Source organism: Dapis purpurea BLCC-M126, assembly GCF_050015975.1.
In the GTDB taxonomy this organism is placed as follows: Bacteria; Cyanobacteriota; Cyanobacteriia; order Cyanobacteriales; family Microcoleaceae; genus Trichodesmium.
In genome coordinates this window covers 10,619-13,205 of the sequence record NZ_JBNHER010000338.1, presented here as the reverse complement: position 1 = coordinate 13,205, position 2,587 = coordinate 10,619, and the positions used below count along the sequence as shown (strand labels likewise).

The 2,587-nt window shown below is 41.2% G+C and carries 1 protein-coding gene; it reads right to left on the bottom strand.

The features are described from left to right. Positions 1 to 347 precede the first annotated feature (347 nt). Positions 348 to 2,587 (bottom strand): WD40 domain-containing protein (locus ACP6PL_RS30870; RefSeq protein WP_426549198.1); only part of this gene is annotated, 2,240 nt, incomplete at its 5' end.

Sequence of the window (2,587 nt, the reverse complement as noted above, 5' to 3'; positions counted from 1 at the left end):
CCTAACTCCTAGCTAACGCGCATATTTATGAAGATACGCTTAGGGGTTCTATAAGTTCTAGTTAAGTTAACAAGTTTTAACCTGAAATCAGATGAACCCGCCCCAACGATATAATGCAAATTACATTAGCTGTGTTAGTTTCGTAGTTGACTGTTGTGGACTGTTTCAGCTAAAACTGTGCAAAGCGCTTTTTTGATAATCACTCGATCGCCCCATCACCCCATCCCCCCATCCCCTCATTTTCTAATGCAATATTTAAGATGAAACAGTCCAGTAGGGTGTGTTAGCAAAAATATCAATAATACCAATTTGATAAATGTTTGCTACACTTTCTTGCTTAAATGCTTTTAGCTAAACCCGTCTCTACTATCTGCTATATCCTTCAACTCCTTCAAAACCTCATCAGTAAATGGGTTTTCCCCTACCTGAAGTGCTTTGATCCATTGTTGCCTTTGCACTTTCTCCTCCTCATCACCAGTCCATTCTACAAATACCTGAAAATCTGCAATTGCGCCTTGAATATCCCCTGTTAATGCCCTGGCAAGTCCCCGACTATCAACAATATTGCCATTTTTAGGGTCAAGGGCGACTGCTTTCTCACAGGCAAACATGATATTAGCAGCTTGTTTGTAAAGGCTACCATACCAACAAAGGTTATTCCATTTACGAGCAGAAATTTGAGTAGAGTCGATTTTTTCTGCTTGTTTGTAGAAGTCTATAGCTTCTTTAACTTTACCCTGCTTGAGAAGCTTTCTTCCTTTATCTAACAATTCATCTGGTACATCTGCTGCCTCATATTTTGCTTTAGCTTCTGGGTCAAGATTTTGTAGAGTAACAATGAATGCTACTTTGTCAAGTTCTTTTGCTTTCTTGTACTTTTTCACTGCTGCCTCAATTTTTCCTTCTCTTGCTAATTTCGTACCTTCCTCCATCAACTTTTCTGCCTCCCCTAATGATGCTGCCCAAGCCTTGAAATTTTGGTTGAGGTTGAGGTCTCGGTTCCATTGAAGTGCTTTTTTAAATGTAGTAACTGCTGCCTCAAGTTTTTCTGCTTCCCCTCTACTTTCCCTGGCCAGTTTTTCTCCCTCTATTATCCAACTGAGAGCTGCTGCTTTCATGCGTTTGTCAGTTTGGCAAATTCTGAGTTTCTCTAACTCTTGGGGATGAGAAATCAGATAATCATTTAATAATTCGCAACCATATGTAGTTAAATCTTCTATCCCCAAATGTGGCCACAATTTTACCGTCTTCTCATGACTTGCAGTGGCAATGATCTCTCCATCAGGGCTAAATTCTACATCGGAGACCAAACTCTTATACCCTTCCAGAGTCTGCAACAACTCGCCCTCTTGGTTCCACAATTTCACCGTTTTGTCATGACTTGCAGTTGCAATAGTTTTTCCATCATAGCTAAAGTCTACATCAGAGACCGAACTCTTATGCCCTTTTAGAGTTCGCAAGAATTCACCCTGTTGGTTCCACAGTTTTACGGTACCATCATCACTTGCAGTGGCAATAGTCTTTCCATTGGGGCTAAATGCTACATCAGAGACCCTTTTATTATGGCCTTCTAGAGTTTGCAAGAATTCACCCTGTTGGTTCCACAATTTTACGATACCATCATCACTTGCAGTTGCAATCCTGTTTCCATCGGGACTAAATGCTAAATCATAGACTGAACTATCATGGCCTTGCAGAGTTTGCAAGAACTCACCCTGTTGGTTCCACAATTTTACCTTACCATCATCACTTGCAGTTACAATGCTCTCTCCATCAGGGCTCAATGCTACACCATTGAAAAAATTATCATATCCCTCAAGAGTCCGCAACACTTGCCCCTGTTGGTCCCACAATTTTACTGTACCATCATCACTTGCAGTTACAATGGTCTCTCCATCGGAGCTAAATTCTACATCAGAGACCAAGTGATTATGACCTTTCAGAGTCTGCAACACTTGCCCCTGCTGGTTCCACAATTTCACCGTACCATCATCACTTGCAGTGGCAATCATCTCTCCATCAGAACTAAATGCTAAATCGGAGACTAAACTATTATACTCTTTCAGAGTCTGCAATACTTGGCCCTGCTGGTTCCACAATTTCACCATACCATCATCACTTGCAGTTGCAATCATCTTTCCATCGGGACTAAATGCTACATCAGAGACCAAGCTATTATGCCCTTTCAGAATCTGTAATAATTGCCCCTGTTGGTTCCACAATTTCACCGTACCATCATTACTTGCAGTGGCAATCATCTTTCCATCAGGGCTAAAATTTACATCTGAGGGGTTATCATAATAATGGCCTTCGAGAGTTTGCAACAACTGCCCTTGTTGGTTCCACAATTTTACCGTACCATCATCACTTGCAGTTGTAATAGTCTTTCCATCGGGACTAAATTCTACATCGGAGACCAAACTATTATGACCTTTCAGAGTCTGTAACATTTGCCCCTGTTGGTTCCACAATTTCACCGTACCATCATCACTTGCAGTGGCAATAGTCTTTCCATCGGGACTAAATGCTAGATCGGAGACTAAACTATTATACCCTTTCAGAATCTGTAATAACTGCCCCTGTTGGT